The sequence below is a fragment of the Sulfitobacter aestuariivivens genome (genome assembly GCF_014763045.1).
In the GTDB taxonomy this organism is placed as follows: domain Bacteria; phylum Pseudomonadota; class Alphaproteobacteria; order Rhodobacterales; family Rhodobacteraceae; genus Sulfitobacter; species Sulfitobacter aestuariivivens.
This window is the reverse complement of record NZ_JACTAG010000002.1, coordinates 1,443,014-1,460,987: the sequence shown is the minus strand read 5'-3', so window position 1 is coordinate 1,460,987 and position 17,974 is coordinate 1,443,014. Positions and strand designations below refer to the sequence as shown.

Sequence of the window (17,974 nt, the reverse complement as noted above, 5' to 3'; positions counted from 1 at the left end):
AGAGTTGTCCTAAACCTGTTTCATGATCGCGATCTTCCTGAAAACACTGCCATTCTTTGCCCTTATCGGCGTCGGCTACTGGGCAGGACGCACCAGGTTCTTCAGCGAAGAAGCGACCGCCTATCTTACCAAGTTCGTCTTTTACTTTGCCCTCTCGGCCATGCTGTTCCGGTTCTCTGCCAACCTCTCACTGGCCGAGGTCTGGGACACCCGCATGGTCATGGCCTACCTGTGGGGCACGGCGTTCACCTATGGCATCGCCACGCTTGTCGGGTATTTGCGCCGTCTTGATGTATCGACTACGGCGGTCGAGGCGCAATGTGCCGCGATCGGCAACACCGGTTTTCTGGGCATTCCGATGCTGACGCTGCTCTTGGGGGCGGATGCCATTGGCCCCATGATGCTGGCACTGGCGGTGGATCTGATCGTCTTTTCCAGCCTGATCACCATCCTGATCACCGGCTCGCGCGAGGGGGCTGTCACCCTCAGGGCCTTCCGCACGGTCGGCTTGGGCCTGATCAAGAACCCGATGATTGTTGCAATGGTGCTGGGCTTTACCTGGTCGGGCCTTGCGATCCCGATCCCGGTGCCGATGAACGAATTTCTGGCCATTCTGGGTGGGGCCGCCACCCCGGGCGCCTTGTTCGCGATCGGTGCGTCCCTGGCGACAAAGTCAGCCGAGCGGATGCAGATCGCAGGCTGGCTCAGCTTTTGCAAACTCGTGCTGCACCCGGTTCTCGTGGGGTTTGCGATGATGATCTTTTATGTCGATTCCTACAAATCCGGCGTGCTGATTGCCACCGCCGCCCTGCCCGTCGCAGGCAACGTCTATATCCTTGCGCAACACTACGGTGTCGCACCACAGCGTGTCTCTGCCGCAATTCTGGTCTCGACCGCGCTAAGCATCGTTACAGTCAGCCTCGTTGTGGCATGGGTCTCTGCGGTCTGACTTTCACCCTTTTACAAATACCTATTCCGCCCTATCCCAATTGAACGCCCCCTGATCTGAAAGGACACCCGATGAAAACCATCTCCGAGAACGCCTGTTTCGACGGCACACAGGGGGTCTATTCCCACGCCTCGTCTGCCTGCAATTGCGAGATGACATTCGGTCTTTTCCTGCCACGCGAGGCGCGCGATGGTCCGGTGCCGGTGCTGTGGTACCTGTCTGGTCTGACCTGCACGCATGAGAACGCGATGACCAAAGCGGGGGCGCAGACCTGGGCGGCAGAGCACGGGATCGCGGTCGTGTTTCCCGACACCTCGCCGCGCGGCGACGATGTTGCCGATGACGAGGCCTATGATCTGGGCAAGGGCGCGGGCTTTTACGTGAACGCGACACAGAATCCGTGGAAACCACATTTTCAGATGTGGGACTACATCGCCGAAGAGCTTCCCGCAGTGCTGGCGGACACCTTTGCGCTGGATATGGAGCGTCAGGGCATCACCGGGCACTCCATGGGCGGGCATGGCGCGCTGACGCTTGCGATGAACCTGCCGGGGCGATTTGCATCGGTGTCCGCTTTTGCGCCCATTGCCAACCCAACGGCCAGCGACTGGGGCCGCAAACAGCTAAGCGCCTATCTGGGCGACGACGACGCGGGCTGGGCCAAACACGATTCCACACTGCTGATGCAGGACAAGGGGTTTGAGGGCCCGATCCTGATTGATCAGGGCGCATCGGATCAGTTTCTTGATCTGCTCAAGCCAGAGGCCCTGGCACAGGCAATCGCGGCCAAGCGGCAACAGGCCACGTTCCGGATGCAGTCGGGCTATGATCACAGCTATTTCTTCGTCTCGACCTTCATGGAAGACCACGTGGCCTTTCATGCCGATGCCCTTTACGCGCTATGACCCACTACGACTTGATCATCATCGGTTCCGGCCCTTCCGGGCGAGCAGCGGCCATTCAGGCGGGCAAACTGAAGCGCCACGTTCTTGTCATTGACCGGCAGGACCGGTTCGGCGGCGTGTCGGCACATACCGGTACGATCCCGTCAAAGACGCTGCGCGAGACGGTGCTGAACCTGACCGGCTGGCGCGAGCGGAGCTTTTACGGGCGCAGCTACCGTGTGAAGCAAGAGATTGCCGCCGACGATCTCAAGGCGCGGCTGCATATGACCGTTGACCACGAGGTCGATGTGCTGGAACACCAGTTCAACCGCAACCATGTGGATACCTTGAATGGACTGGCGACATTCGTGGACGCACATACCATCGAGGTTGCCACCGAAGCCGGTGAAACCACGACCCTGACGGCCGATAGGTTTCTCATCTCGACCGGCACCAGAACGTTCCGCCCCGATTGGGTGCCTTTCAACGGCAGCACGGTTCTGGACAGCGACGAATTTCTCGATATGGGGTCGATCCCGCGGTCGCTGGCCGTGGTCGGCGCGGGCGTGATCGGGGTTGAATATGCTTCCATGTTTTCGGCGCTCGACGTGCGCGTGACCCTGATTGAGCCGCGCGAAACCTTCCTTGATTTCATCGACAGGGCCAGCATTCGCGAATTCACCCATCAGACACAGGAAAACGGGCTGGACCTGCGCCTTGGGTCGAAGATCGACAAGATCGAGGATCAGGGGGAACACGTTGAGGTCAGTCTGGAGAATGGCCGCCATATCCGGGCCGAGATGCTGCTGTTCGCCGCGGGCCGTATGGGGGCCACGGACAAGCTGAATGTGCAGGCCGCCGGGCTTGAGGTGGACCACCGCGGGCGGCTTGAGGTGGATCGCAAGACATATCAGACCACGCAAAAACATATCTATGCCGCGGGCGATGTGATCGGGCATCCGTCCCTTGCGTCCACGTCGCTGCAACAGGGCCGCATCGCCGCGTGCCACGCGCTGGAGGTGCACACGTTGCCCGAAAGCCCGTGGTTTCCCTATGGCATCTATTCAGTACCCGAAATTTCAACCTGCGGCATGTCCGAAGAGGAAATGCAGGAGCGTGGCATCCCCTACGAGGTCGGCATCGCGCGGTTTCGCGAAACCTCGCGCGGGCATATCATGGGGCTGGAGCACGGGCTTTTGAAGATGCTGGTCAGCCTCAAGACCCGCCGTGTGCTGGGCGTGCAGATTGTCGGTGAGGGTGCGACCGAGCTTATTCACATTGCGCAGGCGGTGCTCAATCTCAAGGGCACGGTGGATTACTTTGTCCAGAACACCTTCAACTACCCCACGCTGGCCGAGGCGTACAAGATCGCCGGACTGGATGCGTTCAACCGCATGCCGATCCCCGAAGAGTTCAAGGTGGCCAGCCCCCGGGAAAAAAAGACATGACAGCGCTTTACATCGATGCGGATGCCTGTCCCGTGAAGGCCGAGGCAGAGCGGGTGGCGACCCGGCACCGCGTGAAGATGTACGTCGTGTCGAACGGCGGTTTGCGTCCGTCGCAGAACCCTTTGGTGGAGACGGTGATTGTGCCGGAGGGGCCGGATGTGGCGGATATGTGGATCGCCGACCGCGCGGGCAAGGGCGATGTGGTGGTGACGGGGGATATCCCGCTGGCCGCCAAATGCGTCGAAGCGGGCGCGCAGGTTCTCAAGCACAATGGCGAGGCGCTGACGCAGGCCAATATCGGCAACGTGCTGGCAACGCGTGATCTGATGGCGGATCTGCGCAGCGCGGATCCCTTCCGGCAGGGTGGGGGCAAGGGGTTCACCAAGGCGGACCGATCGCGTTTTCTGGATGCGCTGGAGCGGGCCTTGCGCGCGGCGTCTCGGCTGTGATCGTTTTCTTTCAAAGAAAACGGCCCGAAATCTTTCAAAGATTTCGGGCTTTGTCAGAAAGGACGCGACAATGAAACCTCAGGCCGTCATCTTTGATATCGGCAATGTCCTGATCGAGTGGCATCCGGAACGCTTCTTTGATGCCCAGATCGGCGCGGAACGTCGCAAGGCGCTTTTTGCTGCGGTGGATCTGCACAGCATGAATGACCGCGTCGACAAGGGTGAAAACTTTCACACCGTTCTTGCCGAAACCGCCAACGCCTATCCCGACTGGCGTGCAGAGATTGAAATGTGGCACGCGCGCTGGATCGATCTGGCCAGTCCGGAGATACCGCATTCGGTGCGCCTGATGGCAGCGCTGCAGGGCAATGGCGTGCCGGTTTTCTCGCTGACCAATTTCGGGGTCGAGACCTATGACATCGCGGCAGAACGCTATCCCTTCCTGCGCCAGTTTGACCGCGATTTCATTTCGGGGCATTTGCGGATGATCAAACCTGATCCCGCGATCTACCGGACTGTCGAAGACAGCACGTCCCTGCCGCCCGGGGCGCTTCTTTTCACCGATGACCGCGCCGACAACATTGCGGCAGCCAAGGCACGCGGTTGGCAGACACATCTTTTTGAAGGTCCCGCAGGGTGGGCTGCAAGACTGGTTGCCTTGGGGCTTCTCTCTGAGCAGGATGCAACATGACTGAAATTCCCTTTATCCCGTTTGCCGAAGGCGAGGCCCTGCTGGACTGGGTTGGCCTGACCGACGCCATCGCCGCGGGCCACGATCTGCCCAAGGCTGAAATTGGCGACACTTTTCTTTACCGCGATCCGGACACGTTGCTAAGTCGTGCGGCGTGGGTCGACGGTTTGGGCATTGCTGTGAAATCCGCGACCATCTTTCCCGGCAATCCCGCCAAGGGAACGCCAATGATCAACGGCGGCGTGACGCTTTATTCCAATGCCGATGGCACGCTGGAAGCGATCATCGACTTTCACCTGATCACGAAGTGGAAGACCGCCGGAGATAGCTTGTTGGCGGCGCGCCGTCTGGCGCGCCCGGACAGCGAAAACATCCTGATCGTGGGGGCGGGCAATCAGGGGCGCGCCTTGCATGCGGCCTATTCTGCCGCCTTTCCCAAGGCGCGTTTCACCGTCTGGAACCGGACGCGTGGAAATGCGGAAAAGATGGCCGGTGAACTGCCCGGTCTGGCCATCGCGGAGGACCTGGAAATGGCGGTCAGGGGGGCTGATATCGTGACCTCGGCCACGATGTCGACCGATCCGTTGATCCGGGGGGACTGGCTGCAGCCGGGCCAACATATTGATCTTATTGGTGCCTATCGCCCTGACATGCGCGAGGTGGATGACACAGCCCTTGGGCGCGCCCGTATCTTTGTCGACAGCTTTGATACCACAATCGGCCATATCGGCGAGATCGAGATCCCGCTGCAGGCTGGCACCATTACCCGCGATGACATGGTGGCGGATTATTACGACCTGCCTGCCTTCACGCGACAGTCCGACGATGAGATCACGCTTTTCAAGAACGGCGGCGGGGCGCATCTGGATCTGATGACCAGCCGGTACATTCTGGACCGTTGGACCGCCACTGCATGATGTGGCTGGTGCTGATCGTGGGGGTGGTGATTGCCGTCCCGATCATCATCGAGCTGAACCGGCGCCCGATGGATGATGTGACCCGTGGCAAAGGTCCTGGCCAGTTCGCGGATCTGCCGCAGGGCACGACCCATTATTGCTGGCATGGCCCAGCGAGTGGCCCCACGATCATCTGCGTTCACGGATTGACCACGCCAAGCTTTGTCTGGGGTGGGATGGTCAGGGGATTGACGGCGATGGGGTTTCGCGTGCTGACCTACGATCTTTACGGGCGCGGCTACTCTGCCCGCGTGGGCGGGGATCAGGATGCCGCCTTTTTCGTGCGCCAACTGGCGGATCTGATGACACATGAGAACATTCGCGGGCGGGTCACCCTCATAGGCTTTTCCATGGGCGGGGCCATCGCGGCCAGCTATGCCGCAACCTTTCCGGATCGGATGCGCCATCTGATCCTGCTGGCGTCTGCCGGGATGGTTCATGCCATGGGCCCCGAGGTTCGGTTTATGCGGGACGTGCCGGCGATTGGCGATTGGCTGACGCTGGCGTATTATCCAAGGGTGGCCCGCCACGTTATCCGCGCCGAACGCGCAACCCCAGGTAGCGTGTTGAATATCGGTGAGATGCAAGAGGCAGAGTTGGACTTCAAAGGGTATCTGCCTGCGGTTCTGTCCAGTCTTCGCGGGATACTGGCGCGCCCGATGAAAGACACGCATCACACCATCCGCGACGCGAAGGTGCCGGTGCTGGCGATTTGGGGCGGTGAGGACACGACGATACCGCTTTCGGCCATTGGCCTGCTGACGGAGTGGAACCGCGACGCCACGCAAGAGGTCATTGACGGTGCGGGGCATGGCCTGCCCTACACCCACACCGATGAGGTTTTGCGCGTTTTGGAAGGCTGGCTGGCCCAGCAGCCGGACACGGCGTAGGTTTAGGCCGTCACGAGGCCGTCCAGCCGCTTTTCCCGGATGGGCAGATGCACAAGTGCGCTGAACGCGCCAACCGCGACGCCAATCCACCAGACCGTCGCATAAGAGCCGTAGATGTCATACATCCGCCCCCCCAGCCAGATGCCCACAAAGCTGCCCAATTGATGGGAAAAGAAGACGATCCCGTAAAGCGTGCCCATGTAGCGCAGCCCGTAGATATGCGCGACCAGACCAGAGGTCAGCGGCACCGTCGCAAGCCATAGCGCCCCCATGGCGAGAGAAAAGAGGATCACGGTTGCAGGCGTGATCGGGAAGAGGATAAAGAGCGACGCCGCAACCGTACGGCCCGCATAGATCCCGGCCAGCAGATATTTCTTGGAAAACCGACTGCCCGCCCAGCCGGCCAAAAGCGTCCCTGCGATATTTGCCAGACCAATCAGCGAAATCGCCACCGCCCCCAGTGCGGAGGTCGTGGTGATGCCAATACTGTAAAGCGCACCCCCCGGCATGATCGGGCCGCACAGTTCGGTCACGAAGGCAGGGAAATGCGCGGTGATAAAGCCAAGTTGATAGCCGCAAGAAAAGAACCCCAGAAAGATCAGTGCAAAGGACGGATCGCGCGCCGCCTTGACGAGAATTTGGCTTAGGCTTTCCTCCAGCTCGGTCTTGCTGGCCATTCTTGGCGCGCGCATCAAGGGCAAGGTCAGAATCATCGCGAGGATGGCCGCAGCGAAGGTCATGAAAACCATTTGCCAGGACATCAGGCCCAGCATCCATTCGGCCAGGGGTGCGCCAAACACCTGCCCCGCGCTGCCTGCCGCCGTGGCGATGGCCAGGGACATGGATCTGTTTTGGTCGGTCGATGCACGCCCGACAACCGCAAGGATCACGCCGAACCCGGTGCCGGCAACGCCAAAGCCCACAAGCCAGGCATAGGCCTGATGTTCAAACGGGGTGGTGGAGGCTGCTGTCAGCACCATACCCAGCGCATAGGTCAGCGCGCCAATGACAATCGCTTTTCGGTCACCGATCTTTTCGGCGATCGCGCCAAAGATCGGTTGCCCGATCCCCCAGGCGAGATTCTGGATCGCGATGGCAAGCGAGAATTCGGCCCGCAGCCAGCCGAGATCTTCTGCGATGGGGATCTGGAACACACCAAAAGAGGCGCGCACCGCAAAGCTGACCGCGATGATCACGCAGCCGACGATCAGGACCGGGGTAAAGATGGACTGTCGGGCTGACATGCTGTGCTCCGCTGGGGTCGGTGTGCACCGTTTCGCATCCTGAGGGCGGCGTCAAATCAAGCCTCGTGATCCCGGGCATGCCTGCCGGTGATGGCATGGCTTTTCAATCGGTGTCGGGACCACTATTCCTGAGCCATGCCCAGTCTGCGCGAGACCTATGACGCCCTGATCGAAAGCGGCCAACTGAAACCGGATCCGGCACAGGAAGCCGCTATTCCGGAGTTTGACCGGATGCGCGAGGCGTTGCTGAAGCCGGTCAAGAAGGGGCTCTTTCGCAAGGCGCCCGAGGCACCGAAAGGCCTGTATCTGTGGGGCGGTGTCGGGCGCGGGAAATCCATGCTGATGGATGTTTTTGTGGATATACTGGACGACGTTCCTGCGCGGCGGGTTCATTTTCATGCGTTCATGCAGGAAATTCACGCGGCCATGCACGAGGTGCGCAAGACCGGCGTGGACGATGCCATTGCCCCTGTGGCGGCGGATGTTTCGGCTGCGGTGCGTCTGTTGGCGTTTGATGAAATGCAGATCACCGACATCACTGACGCGATGATTGTCGGACGCCTGTTCGAGCGACTGTTTGCAGATGGCGTGGTGGTGATCACGACCTCGAACCGCGTGCCGGATGATTTGTACAAGGACGGGCTGAACCGTGCGTTGTTTCTGCCGTTCATTGAATTGATCAAGGAAAAGATGGTGGTGCACGAGCTGACCAGTCCGACGGACTACCGGCAAGACCGGTTGTCAGGCACGCAGGTCTATTTCACGCCCGTGAATGCAGAAAGTCGGGCGGCGATGGATGCCGTCTGGGATGATCTGGCAGGCAGCCCGGGCGCGCCGCTGACGCTGCGGGTCAAGGGGCGGGACGTGGTGATCCCGCATTTTCACAACGGCATGGGGCGCGCGCGGTTTCATGATCTGTGCGGCCAGCCTTTGGGGGCGGCGGATTACCTTGCGCTGGCGGATGCGGTGCGGGTGCTGCTGTTGGATGATATCCCCTGTCTGGGGCGCAGCAATTTCAACGAGGCCAAGCGATTTGTCACGCTGATTGATGCGCTTTACGAATCTCGCGTGCGGCTGATCTGTTCTGCAGCTGCACAGCCCGAGATGCTGTATCTTGAAGGAGAAGGCACGTTTGAATTCGAGCGCACCGCCTCGCGTCTGCGCGAAATGCAGGCGGATGGCTGGGGCGACTGAGGTCAGGAATCTATGACGAACTGTGCCTCATCCCCCGAGATTTCCGGGTGGTATGGCCCGTCGCCCTGGGCCAGAAAGTAAAGCCCGCCCAAAATGATGCAAATTCCTGTCGCGACAAAAATGGCCTGTGATCGGCCCAGATCACGGGCGTTTCCTGTCCGCGTGACTGCGGTGTCAAACTGTTCACTCATATGCTCGTCCTCAGATCGTTCCAGTGTTGCGCCCTGTTCTAGCGCCCCTGAATTGACCCGAAGTTACACCAGATATGGGAATTGCCGTATCTGGTACCGCAAAATATCGAAAATTAGCTGTTTTCCCGCAACACGTTCCCGGCCAGGTAGAGTGAGCCGCAGATCAGCACTCTTGCGCCGGGTTCCCGTGTCACGACCGCGCGCAACGCGGCCTCGACACTGTCAGCCTCGTAGGCCGTCAGGCCAACTTCGCGGGCGGCTCGTGCGGTTTCGGACGCAGGCAGTGTGCTGGCCTCGCCGGGGATAGAGACGGCGTGCAGGGTGTCGGCCTGTGCGGCCAGCGGGCGCAGATATCCTGCGATGTCCTTGGTGTTCAGCATGCCGCAGATCAGATGCGTTGGCCGGTCACGGCGCGCGGCAAGCACCTCTGCCAGGGCGATGCCTGCCGCAGGATTGTGCCCACCGTCAAGCCACAGTTCGGCACCGCCTGCGATATCGACCAGTGGACCGGCTTTGAGGCGCTGCATGCGCGCAGGCCAGTGTGCCTGCGTCACCGCCGCCTCGCAGGCCGCTTCATCCATGTTCAGGTAGCGCAGTGCCGCAAGGGCGGCGCCTGCGTTTATGACCTGATGCGCCCCCGGCAGGTTGGGCGGCGGCAGATCAAGCAGGCCACGCTCATCCTGATAGATCAGGCGCGCGGCTTCGCTTGTGACATGCCAGTGCTGACCATGAGCCAGCAGCGGGGCATGGTGGCGTTCTGCCTGCCGTTCGATCACTTCAAGCGCGGCGTCTTCCTGAGGTGCGACGATGCAGGGCACGCGGCGCTTGATGATCCCGGCCTTTTCCCCGGCAATCTGTCCCAACGTGTCGCCCAAAAACTGCTGATGGTCGATGGAGACCGGGGTGATCACGGTCAACGCCGGCGCATCCACCACATTGGTTGCATCCAGACGCCCGCCAAGGCCCACCTCAAGCAGGGTGTAGTCCGCCGGGGTGCGGGCAAAGACCAGCAGGGCGGCGCAGGTGGTGATCTCGAAGTACGTGATGGCCGCGTCGCCGTTGGCGGCATAGCATTCATCCAGCACCGCTGTGAGTGCGTCTTCGTCGATCAGCTCACCTGCCAATCGAATGCGTTCGTGAAACCGCGCAAGATGCGGTGAGGTATAGGCGTGCACGCGCTTGCCCGCAGCCTCTAGCCCGGCGCGGATCATGGCCTGGGTCGATCCCTTGCCATTGGTGCCCGCGATGTGAATGACCGGGGGCAGGTCGCGCTCTGGATTGCCCAGCGCATCCAGCAACCGGTACATCCGGTCGAGTGTCAGATCGATGATCTTGGGGTGCAGTGCCATCATCCGCTCAAGGATGACGTCCGAGGTGGGCGCGGTCATTTCCCGGCTTCGGCCTCGGTATCGGAAAGCGCATGATCCAGTTCGCCGCCTTCCTGTGGCGGGGGCAGATCACCGCGCACCGCCGGAGGCAGCCCCAGCAGCATCCGGGTGATATTGATCAGTTCGTCGCGTAGTTCGGTCCGGGCCGTGACCCGGTCGAGCATCCCGTGATCCAGCAGGTATTCCGCGCGCTGGAACCCGTCGGGCAGCTTTTCGCGGATGGTCTGTTCGATGACACGTGGCCCCGCAAAACAGATCAGCGCGTTGGGTTCGGCGATGTGCACATCGCCCAGCATGGCATAGCTGGCTGTCACACCGCCCGTGGTGGGATGGGTCAGCACGACGATGTAGGGCAGGCCCGCTTCCTTGAGCATCTGCACGGCAACCGTAGTGCGCGGCATCTGCATGAGGCTCAGGATGCCTTCCTGCATGCGGGCACCCCCGGCGGCGGAGAACAGGATCAGCGGGCGCTTGAGTTTAACCGCCTCTTGTGCCGCAGCGATGATCGCATTGCCGACATACATCCCCATGGACCCGGCCATGAAGGAAAAATCCTGTGCGGCGGCGACGATGGGGGTGCGGCCCATTTCACCAACGGCCACCAGCATCGCTTCGGCCTCACCAGTCTGTTTTTGGGCGGCCTTCAGGCGGTCGGGATATTTTTTCTGATCGCGAAAGTGCAACGGGTCGGGCGTGGGCTTGGGCACCTCGACTTCGTTGAAGATACCGCCATCGAACAGCGCGGTGAACCGTTCACGCGGGCTGATTGGCATGTGGTGGCCGCAGTTGGTGCAGACGTTCAGGTTATCGCTGACCTCGCGGTGAAACAGCATCGTGCCGCAGTCGTCACACTTGGTCCACAGGTTGTCCGGCGTTTCGCGGCGCGAAAAGATCGAGTTGATCCGGGGCCGGACGTAATTGGTGATCCAGTTCATGCGTGTCCCTCATTGCGGCGCCTGATCCGAAATAAGCCGCAGTTGGGCAAATTGCAATCAGCCTCGCACGGTGGGCAGAGCAGGAAAGGCGAGGGACGCTGCAGCTTTACCGGCGCAGCGCCAGACGGGCCACCAGCCATGCCACGATCATCAGCGCAAAGTCCACGGGCAGCCAGACCCGCAGGGCGCCGGTGTCTGACAGGCCAAAGGGGGTGTGGTAGAGGGCCAGACCGCCCAGATCATCTGGCATTCCGACGATCACGATCGCGGAGACATTGTTCCAGAAATGCAGTGCAATCGCCGGGCCAAGTGTGCCCGCCCGCGCGGTGATGTCCGCCATCAGCACCCCAAAGAGCCCCGCCCAGATGGCAATGATCAGGGCATTCTCGCCGGTGGTTTGGGGCGCATAATGACCCAGCGCGAATAGCCCAGCGGGCAGCAGGCCCCAGATCAGGGGCGAGCGAAACCGGGCGGCAAGCTGTTGCTGGATATAGCCCCGGAACAGGATTTCCTCGGCGCTGACCTGGATCAGGACGCCCAGCAGGGCTGCGGGCAAGAGCACGAGCCAAAGACTGACTGACAGGTTCGGGACATAGTCACCGCCCATGTCCCAGGGCGGCAGCATAAACAGCACCACACTGAAGAGGCACAGCGGCCAGAACACGCGGAAGAACTGGGATACCGCCGCACGGGGTGGCCCCAGCAGGCTGCGTGCCGCGCGCCGGTGCACCAAGCGGACCGTCACGGCCACGGAGACCGTCATGAACCCGAAGCTGGCCAGAAGGACCAGCATCGAGCCCGGCGTGTTGCCCGAGAACAAGGTTTGATAAAAGCCCGCCGCACCGTTGCCAAAAAGGTCATAGAGAAACTGAAAGAACATGCGGCTGAGTGCGACGTAGGCGACCACAATAAAGACCAGCCCGGCGATCAGGCGCCACACCGCAGCGGAGGCGCGTGCGGGGGCGATGAAGGCCGCGTGCGGCCCATAGTCCGCTTTCAGGATCATTCCTCTGACACTTGCGCCTCGGCCTTGCGGCGTTCCGCCTCGGAGCGGGGGATGATGCCCTCATCATCGGGGAGTTTGATGCGCGCTTCGATCAGCCGCTCGGCTGCTGAACTGAGGTGCCCTGCCACTGTCTGCAACAGGCTGAGCAGGACGCCGCTGTCGTTTTCGACGACGGCGAGGAACTGCTCTTTGCCGATGCGCAGAAAGGTGGTTTCTTCGATCGCGTAAAGGTCCAGCTGGCGCGGGTCGTCGAGGATCAGCGCAAGGTCCCCGATCAGCCGCCCGGGTTCGACCGTCGAAACATGCAGCCGTTCGCCATTGCTGTCTGTGTAGGCCAGTTCGCCAAGACCGGAGAGACAAAGATAGGCGGCGTCGGCACGCTCACCCTGCGAGAAGACGGGCGTTCCCGGCTCGACCGTGTACCACTGCGCGGCGAAGGCCAGCAGGCGCTGACTGCGCGGCTCAAGCTTTGAAAACAGCTCTGCCCGGCCAATGATGCGCAATTTGCGGCGCAGGTCGTCCGAGACGTCATCGTCCTCAGTGTGCAGGTCCGATCCGGCCAGACCATCAAGGCGTCCACCGCTGATTTCGACATGCATGTCGAAGCTATCGGGCAGCGCAAAACTGTCATTGATGTAGATTTGCGTGGTGTCCGGCAGCAGTTTGCTCAGGCGGTCGCGGATCTGGGTCTGGGCCTCTCCGTCCATGTCGGAGAGCAATTGATTGAACACCAGCACGTCAGGCCGTTTGATCGCCGCACGGCCAAAGGCCGCGCGTTCCTGAAACACCTTGGCCAGGTTGGTGCCCCCGATGGTGGTTTCAATATCGAAGAGCACGGTAGAGATCATCTGTTGCATGCCGTGTTCTTCCAGCACGCGAATGACCACGTCACGGACCAGATCGCCCTGCAGGCCCGCAACCGACGAAATGCGGCCATAAAGCAGGTTTTCAAGGATGGTCAGACGGGGCAGATAGTTTTCCGGTGCGACGGGCACAAACAGATCGCTCGCGCGCTCGCGCAACACCTCGCCCCGGGTTTTGCGGATATGAAGGATCTCGTCTTTGAAGGATTCCGGGAACGCGGGGCCGATTTGTTCTGCCGTAAAGGCGAAAGGCACCGTCATCAGCAGCATGAATTCTTCTTCGTCCAGTGCGGCATCACCCTTGTCGCGCCGCCGGGCCGCAATATCCACCAGACGTTCGTAAAGGCTTTCGTCTATGCCGAGCGAGGTAAAGAGCGGGTGGCTGGTGCCGTCCATGCCAAAGGTCTGGTGCAGGGTTTCCACCAGCGTCTGACTGATAGCGATGGCCTGTTCAGCGAGGCCCTGATCGACGATCAGCGCGAGAAAGGACTTTTCTGCAGCCAGCCCTTCCTGGCTGATGTCGCGGCGCGGTGCTGCAAACATCAGGTTGCCACCCAGCGGGATGGCCGGATTGAAGGTATCGGGGTCCAGCCGAAAGACGTATTTGTCGAGGTTTTCTTCTTTCAGCCGAGTGTGGATCTCTTCGCGGACCTCAACGATGCGTTTGGCCAGCTCGGGGTGATTTTCTGGCATAAAGCGCGCGTTCAGCATGCGCTCAAACAGCAGCTGCGCAGTGCCCAGCGCCTCGGTCACCTTGTACCACCAGGCGTTGACCTCGTCCGCTGACTTGAGCCCGGCGATTTCCGGATCGAGCCAATCGCTTTCGAGGCTGTCAGGGCTGTTGCCTGCGCGGCGGGCTTCGATGCGGCGGTCGTCTTTCTGGTCGGGGTCCCACATCACCGTTTGGGGGTAGGTGCGCAGCGGCATCAACAGATTGTCGCCGACCGAGCCCTGGAAAAGGTAGGGTTGGGCGTGGGCATAGCCGATCCGGGCCGCCACGACCGATTGATGAAGCCCCGAGAGATCATGGCCCGCAATCGTCACCTTGCCGCGAATGGGCAGCACCTCGCGGGTCAGCACTTCGGCCATGGCGGTGCGTTCGGCCTGGGTCGGCATTTCAATCGCGACCTGTGACCCGGCAGGGATCGTCATGGTCAGATCGTTCAGCACCAGATTGCCATCCGCGTTGCGCACTGACACGTGCGACAGCTCTATATCACCGCGCAGATGCGGGATCTCGAGCGGCGGGTTCTCGAACAGGCTTTTATCGAGCATGTTCTTTGGCGCGAACCGTTCGGTCACGATTTCCCAGCGCAGGGCCATGTCCTGCGTCTGGTTGTAGTAGGCCAGCAGTTCTTTCCAGGGGCTGGACAGATCCTTGTAGGCGGCCAGTGCGGCCACCAGCGCGCCCACCGTGATCTCGCCCTTGATCGCCAGATAGCCACCCACGGCATAAAAGAAGAAGGGTGTCAGTTGGGTGATGAAGTTGTTGAGAAACTTCATGAAGAACTTTTTCTGGTAGATCCGGAAGCGGATATCGAAAAGCAGCCCCAGCCGGTCAGTGAACTCCGCCAGCCGGAAGCGCCCGCCGCCGTTGGTGCGCAGATCGGTGATACCGGCGCTGGTCTCGCCGATCTCGGCGGCGAGGTGGCGCACCTGTACGATACGTTTCTTGTTCAGCTGGTTGATCTGGCGTTGCAGCATCGGGATGATCCAAGCCTGCAGCGGGATAAGCGCCACGCCTGCCAGTCCGAACCACACCGATTGCAGAAACAGGAACAGCACAATGATCAGCATCTGGCCGGCCTGAAACACAGGCTGCGCAATAAAGTCACCCATCAGCCCGCCCATAGGCTCAGCTTCGGAGGTGACCATGCTGACCAGTTCGCCCTGGCTGGTTTTCTCAAAATAGCTGCGCGGGAAACGCATCATGCGGCTGATCAGGCGAAACCGAAAGCGGCGCAGCAGGCGTTCGGCCAGAACGCCCTTGCGGGTGTTGAGCCGCATCTTGAGCAGACCATGTGCCACCACCGCCGCAAGATAGGCCAGACAGAGAATGAAAAGAAAGTTGACCTGGCTGATCTCCCAGTCGAACAACCTGATGGTGTCCGTCTCGGACCCGATCGCGTCGTTAATAATGCGTTTGGGTAATTCCAGCGTCGCGTAGAGGAAGGGGAACGTGAACAGCGTAAACGCCAGCAGGAACAGCTGTTCGCGTTTGGAGTGCTTCCAGATGAACGAGAACAGGCTCTTTTCCATGGGGTATGCTCTTGGATCGGGTGGGCCTGCAGCGGTCCGAAAATTGGGTGTCGTACAAACCTAAGCCTGCGGCAGAGGCTTTACAACATTGGGCGGGCGCGACTATTCCGGTCAGGAACGATTTTCGTCAAGGAACCCAAGATGTCCAGCAACCAGCGTTTCGACAAAACCAAACTGCCCAGCCGTCATGTCACCGAAGGCCCCGCGCGTGCGCCGCACCGGTCCTATTACTACGCGATGGGCATGACAGAAGAGGAAATTCACCAGCCTCTGGTCGGGGTCGCCACCTGCTGGAACGAAGCGGCACCGTGCAACATCGCGCTGTCGCGGCAGGCGCAGGCGGTGAAGCAGGGCGTCAAGGACGAGGACGGCACGCCGCGCGAATTCACCACCATCACCGTGACGGATGGCATCGCGATGGGCCATGAGGGCATGCGCTCTTCGCTGGCCTCGCGCGAGGCGATTGCCGACACGGTGGAGCTGACCATGCGCGGCCATTGCTACGATGCCATTGTGGGTCTGGCAGGCTGTGACAAGTCGCTGCCGGGCATGATGATGGCGATGCTGCGGCTGAACACGCCTTCGGTATTTCTTTATGGTGGGTCGATCCTGCCGGGCAAAGCGCCGAAGGGCGCGGATGTGCCTCAGTCCTTTGCCGAGCGTGACCTCACTGTGCAGGACATGTTCGAGGCGGTGGGGAACTACCAGTCCGGCACCATGACCGAAGCAGAGCTGGAAATTCTTGAGCGTGTCGCCTGCCCGTCGGCCGGCGCGTGCGGGGGGCAGTTTACGGCGAACACCATGGCCTGCGTCTCTGAGGCGATCGGTCTGGCCCTGCCCAATTCGTCGGGCATGCCTGCCCCCTACAAGGACCGCGATGAATATGGCCGTGCGTCTGGCGCAGCGGTCATGCACCTGATCGAAAAGAACATCCGCGCGCGCGATATCTGTACCCGCGAAGCATTTGAAAACGCCGCGCGGATCGTGGCCTGTACAGGTGGATCGACCAACGCGGGTCTGCATCTGCCAGCCATGGCGCATGAGGCCGGGATTGAGTTCTTTCTTGATGATGTCTGTGAGATCTTTCGCGACACGCCCTATTTCGTGGACATGAAACCGGGCGGGGCCTACGTGGCCAAGGACCTTTACGAGGCGGGCGGCGTGCCGGTTGTGATGAACGAGCTGCGCAAGGCGGGTCTTCTCCATCTCGATTGCATGACGGCCACTGGCGAGAGTATGGGCGAGGTGCTCGACAAGGTTACGCGCGAAGCGGACGGCAAGGTCATTCACTCGGTGGCAAATCCGATCTCGACCACCGGCGGTGTTGTCGGGCTGAAGGGCAACCTTGCCCCCGAAGGCGCCATTGTGAAAATTGCAGGCATGGGCGAGGAAGATATCGTCTTTACTGGCCCTGCACTGATCTTTGAGTGTGAACAGGACGCGTTTGAAGCGGTGCAGAACCGTACGTATTCCGAAGGTGATGTCTTTGTGATCCGCAACGAAGGCCCCGCAGGCGGTCCGGGTATGCGCGAGATGCTGGCAACCACGGCCGCTTTGTCCGGTCAGGGCATGGGCAAGAAAGTGGCTTTGATCACTGATGGCCGGTTCTCGGGTGCGACGCGCGGGTTCTGCGTCGGCCATGTGGGGCCGGAGGCGGCACACGGCGGGCCGATTGCGCTGATCAATTCAGGCGACATGATCACCATTGATGCCATCAAGGGCACCATCAGCGTGGATCTGTCAGACGAAGAACTGGCGCAACGCAAGGCCGACTGGAAAGGCGCGCGCGAGACCAACTATGCCTCCGGTGCCTTGTGGAAATATGCACAACTGGTTGGCCCGACCTATCTGGGCGCGGTCACGCATCCCGGTGCCAAGAAAGAAACACATGAGTACATGGCGCTTTAGGGCCGCGCTTGCCGCGGGCCTGAGCATCACGCTGATCGGCTGCGAAGACGGTCAGGGAGGCAATCCGTTTGGCGGGGCGAGCGCGGGCGGCGACGCGAAAAACATCGCCTTGCCGCAGGCGCGCATGGCAGGTGGCGCCCTGACCCTGGTGCCGCCCGAGGGCTTTTGCATCGATAAACGCAGCCTGAAGCGTCGTTTTGCGCTGATGGCGCGGTGCGACACCCTGGGCAACCCGTCGGCAAGTGCGGGCGCGCCAATGGGTATTCTGACGGTCAGCATTTCGGACGCCAGCGCGGCACAGCCCTTGCCAACGCCCGATCAGACTGCCGCTGCGGCCCGTCTTGAGAAGGTCAGTGCGCAGAAGTCAGAGGTCGATGCCGTTACTTTTCGGGCCGAGGGTATTCCGCCGCTCAAGGAGCTTGATACCGTGCAATGGCGCGGGATTGCGCGGGTGCAGGATCAGGTGATTGGCATTGCTTTTTATGGCCCAAAAGGCGGGCGGGCAATTTCACGTGAGGGGCGTGAAATCGTCAATGGTCTTATCCGGAAAACCAAGGCGGCATCATGATCTTTCCCGATATGCGGCCTGCCGCAGATGCCTGTTCAAGCTCGCGGGCATTGTTTCCATTTTGGCAACACCGCCGCTATTCCAACGGGAATTGTTCGCGGTTCATTTGAATGAAACCAATGCGGTGGTTAGACTGCGTGACACAACAGCG

16 protein-coding genes are annotated in these 17,974 nt (G+C 60.9%); 10 read left to right on the top strand and 6 right to left on the bottom strand.

The window, feature by feature from the left end; translation table 11 throughout:
- Nucleotides 1-22 precede the first annotated feature (22 nt).
- The 7 genes from H9Q16_RS16920 to H9Q16_RS16890 all read left to right on the top strand — a co-directional run bounded on the left by H9Q16_RS16920 (nt 23) and on the right by H9Q16_RS16890 (nt 6,267).
- A complete protein-coding gene (locus H9Q16_RS16920) occupies nt 23-949 on the top strand; it encodes an AEC family transporter (RefSeq protein WP_191076585.1) in 927 nt (308 codons plus the stop codon).
- A 71-nt stretch (nt 950-1,020) separates the two neighbouring features.
- The gene (gene fghA / locus H9Q16_RS16915) at nt 1,021-1,854 is read left to right on the top strand and encodes an S-formylglutathione hydrolase (RefSeq protein WP_191076584.1); all 834 of its coding nucleotides are present in this window, start codon (nt 1,021-1,023) and stop codon (nt 1,852-1,854) included.
- Complete coding sequence (sthA, locus tag H9Q16_RS16910; RefSeq protein WP_191076583.1) at nt 1,851-3,281, top strand: Si-specific NAD(P)(+) transhydrogenase; 1,431 nt, start codon at nt 1,851-1,853, stop codon at nt 3,279-3,281. Before fghA ends, sthA begins: the two co-directional genes overlap by 4 nt.
- The gene (locus H9Q16_RS16905; RefSeq protein WP_191076582.1) at nt 3,278-3,730 is read left to right on the top strand and encodes a YaiI/YqxD family protein; all 453 of its coding nucleotides are present in this window, start codon (nt 3,278-3,280) and stop codon (nt 3,728-3,730) included. Before sthA ends, H9Q16_RS16905 begins: the two co-directional genes overlap by 4 nt.
- Nucleotides 3,731-3,800: 70 nt before the next feature.
- Complete coding sequence (locus tag H9Q16_RS16900; RefSeq protein ID WP_191076581.1) at nt 3,801-4,421, top strand: HAD family hydrolase; 621 nt, start codon at nt 3,801-3,803, stop codon at nt 4,419-4,421.
- The gene (locus H9Q16_RS16895) at nt 4,418-5,338 is read left to right on the top strand and encodes an ornithine cyclodeaminase family protein (protein WP_191076580.1); all 921 of its coding nucleotides are present in this window, start codon (nt 4,418-4,420) and stop codon (nt 5,336-5,338) included. Before H9Q16_RS16900 ends, H9Q16_RS16895 begins: the two co-directional genes overlap by 4 nt.
- Nucleotides 5,335-6,267 (top strand): alpha/beta fold hydrolase, encoded by a 933-nt coding sequence (locus tag H9Q16_RS16890; protein ID WP_191076579.1) that lies wholly within the window; start codon nt 5,335-5,337, stop codon nt 6,265-6,267. Before H9Q16_RS16895 ends, H9Q16_RS16890 begins: the two co-directional genes overlap by 4 nt.
- A gap of 2 nt (nt 6,268-6,269) precedes the next feature.
- On the opposite strand, the gene H9Q16_RS16885 is transcribed toward H9Q16_RS16890, so the two are convergent.
- Complete coding sequence (locus H9Q16_RS16885; RefSeq protein ID WP_191076578.1) at nt 6,270-7,511, bottom strand: MFS transporter; 1,242 nt, start codon at nt 7,509-7,511, stop codon at nt 6,270-6,272.
- A 135-nt stretch (nt 7,512-7,646) separates the two neighbouring features.
- Here H9Q16_RS16885 and zapE point away from each other — a divergent pair, with 135 nt between their 5' ends.
- Nucleotides 7,647-8,705 carry a cell division protein ZapE gene (gene zapE / locus H9Q16_RS16880; RefSeq protein ID WP_191076577.1) on the top strand — a complete coding sequence of 353 codons (1,059 nt, stop codon included), beginning with the start codon at nt 7,647-7,649 and terminating at the stop codon, nt 8,703-8,705.
- A gap of 2 nt (nt 8,706-8,707) precedes the next feature.
- On the opposite strand, the gene H9Q16_RS16875 is transcribed toward zapE, so the two are convergent.
- The 5 genes from H9Q16_RS16875 to H9Q16_RS16855 all read right to left on the bottom strand — a co-directional run bounded on the left by H9Q16_RS16875 (nt 8,708) and on the right by H9Q16_RS16855 (nt 15,347).
- Nucleotides 8,708-8,896 carry a hypothetical protein gene (locus H9Q16_RS16875; RefSeq protein ID WP_191076576.1) on the bottom strand — a complete coding sequence of 63 codons (189 nt, stop codon included), beginning with the start codon at nt 8,894-8,896 and terminating at the stop codon, nt 8,708-8,710.
- Between the two features lie 113 nt (nt 8,897-9,009).
- Nucleotides 9,010-10,284 carry a bifunctional folylpolyglutamate synthase/dihydrofolate synthase gene (locus H9Q16_RS16870; protein ID WP_191076575.1) on the bottom strand — a complete coding sequence of 425 codons (1,275 nt, stop codon included), beginning with the start codon at nt 10,282-10,284 and terminating at the stop codon, nt 9,010-9,012.
- A complete protein-coding gene (gene accD / locus H9Q16_RS16865) occupies nt 10,281-11,219 on the bottom strand; it encodes an acetyl-CoA carboxylase, carboxyltransferase subunit beta (RefSeq protein ID WP_191076574.1) in 939 nt (312 codons plus the stop codon). The genes H9Q16_RS16870 and accD overlap by 4 nt, the downstream gene beginning before the upstream one ends.
- Nucleotides 11,220-11,325: 106 nt before the next feature.
- A complete protein-coding gene (locus H9Q16_RS16860) occupies nt 11,326-12,225 on the bottom strand; it encodes a CPBP family intramembrane glutamic endopeptidase (RefSeq protein WP_191076573.1) in 900 nt (299 codons plus the stop codon).
- Complete coding sequence (locus tag H9Q16_RS16855; RefSeq protein ID WP_191076572.1) at nt 12,222-15,347, bottom strand: ABC transporter transmembrane domain-containing protein; 3,126 nt, start codon at nt 15,345-15,347, stop codon at nt 12,222-12,224. Before H9Q16_RS16855 ends, H9Q16_RS16860 begins: the two co-directional genes overlap by 4 nt.
- 141 nt (nt 15,348-15,488) lie before the next feature.
- Between H9Q16_RS16855 and ilvD the strand changes: the two genes are divergently transcribed.
- Both ilvD and H9Q16_RS16845 read left to right on the top strand, forming a co-directional pair.
- A complete protein-coding gene (gene ilvD, locus H9Q16_RS16850; protein WP_191076571.1) occupies nt 15,489-17,255 on the top strand; it encodes a dihydroxy-acid dehydratase in 1,767 nt (588 codons plus the stop codon).
- Nucleotides 17,236-17,823 carry a hypothetical protein gene (locus tag H9Q16_RS16845; RefSeq protein ID WP_191076570.1) on the top strand — a complete coding sequence of 196 codons (588 nt, stop codon included), beginning with the start codon at nt 17,236-17,238 and terminating at the stop codon, nt 17,821-17,823. The genes ilvD and H9Q16_RS16845 overlap by 20 nt, the downstream gene beginning before the upstream one ends.
- Nucleotides 17,824-17,974 lie beyond the last annotated feature (151 nt).

Coding starts and splice junctions, on each gene's coding strand:
- H9Q16_RS16855 (WP_191076572.1), bottom strand. CDS start 15,347: ATGGAAAAGAGCCTGTTCTCGTTCATCTGGAAGCACTCCAAACGCGAA.
- sthA (WP_191076583.1), top strand. CDS start 1,851: ATGACCCACTACGACTTGATCATCATCGGTTCCGGCCCTTCCGGGCGA.
- H9Q16_RS16900 (WP_191076581.1), top strand. CDS start 3,801: ATGAAACCTCAGGCCGTCATCTTTGATATCGGCAATGTCCTGATCGAG.
- ilvD (WP_191076571.1), top strand. CDS start 15,489: ATGTCCAGCAACCAGCGTTTCGACAAAACCAAACTGCCCAGCCGTCAT.
- H9Q16_RS16875 (WP_191076576.1), bottom strand. CDS start 8,896: ATGAGTGAACAGTTTGACACCGCAGTCACGCGGACAGGAAACGCCCGT.
- H9Q16_RS16845 (WP_191076570.1), top strand. CDS start 17,236: ATGAGTACATGGCGCTTTAGGGCCGCGCTTGCCGCGGGCCTGAGCATC.
- H9Q16_RS16895 (WP_191076580.1), top strand. CDS start 4,418: ATGACTGAAATTCCCTTTATCCCGTTTGCCGAAGGCGAGGCCCTGCTG.
- H9Q16_RS16860 (WP_191076573.1), bottom strand. CDS start 12,225: ATGATCCTGAAAGCGGACTATGGGCCGCACGCGGCCTTCATCGCCCCC.
- H9Q16_RS16885 (WP_191076578.1), bottom strand. CDS start 7,511: ATGTCAGCCCGACAGTCCATCTTTACCCCGGTCCTGATCGTCGGCTGC.
- H9Q16_RS16905 (WP_191076582.1), top strand. CDS start 3,278: ATGACAGCGCTTTACATCGATGCGGATGCCTGTCCCGTGAAGGCCGAG.
- accD (WP_191076574.1), bottom strand. CDS start 11,219: ATGAACTGGATCACCAATTACGTCCGGCCCCGGATCAACTCGATCTTT.
- fghA (WP_191076584.1), top strand. CDS start 1,021: ATGAAAACCATCTCCGAGAACGCCTGTTTCGACGGCACACAGGGGGTC.
- zapE (WP_191076577.1), top strand. CDS start 7,647: ATGCCCAGTCTGCGCGAGACCTATGACGCCCTGATCGAAAGCGGCCAA.
- H9Q16_RS16870 (WP_191076575.1), bottom strand. CDS start 10,284: ATGACCGCGCCCACCTCGGACGTCATCCTTGAGCGGATGATGGCACTG.
- H9Q16_RS16920 (WP_191076585.1), top strand. CDS start 23: ATGATCGCGATCTTCCTGAAAACACTGCCATTCTTTGCCCTTATCGGC.
- H9Q16_RS16890 (WP_191076579.1), top strand. CDS start 5,335: ATGATGTGGCTGGTGCTGATCGTGGGGGTGGTGATTGCCGTCCCGATC.